Annotated in this window: 1 rRNA gene; it reads right to left on the reverse strand. The window is 54.2% G+C overall.

What is annotated here, in order from left to right:
• A 16S ribosomal RNA gene (locus tag FHK92_RS28270) occupies window positions 1-203 on the reverse strand; the annotation flags it as partial.

The following is a 203-nucleotide window of genomic DNA, read 5'->3' on the forward strand; positions in this document are numbered from 1 at the left end:
CCTTCGCCACCGGTGTTCTTTCCAATATCTACGAATTTCACCTCTACACTGGAAATTCCACAACCCTCTTCCATACTCAAGACAACACGTCTCAGACGCAGTCCCCAGGTTGAGCCCAGGAATTTCACGCCTGACTGTGCCGTCCGCCTACGCGCCCTTTACGCCCAGTCATTCCGAGCAACGCTAGCCCCCTTCGTATTACC

Origin of the sequence: Pseudomonas brassicacearum subsp. neoaurantiaca, assembly GCF_013608025.1 — a bacterium.
Taxonomy (GTDB): domain Bacteria; phylum Pseudomonadota; class Gammaproteobacteria; order Pseudomonadales; family Pseudomonadaceae; genus Aquipseudomonas.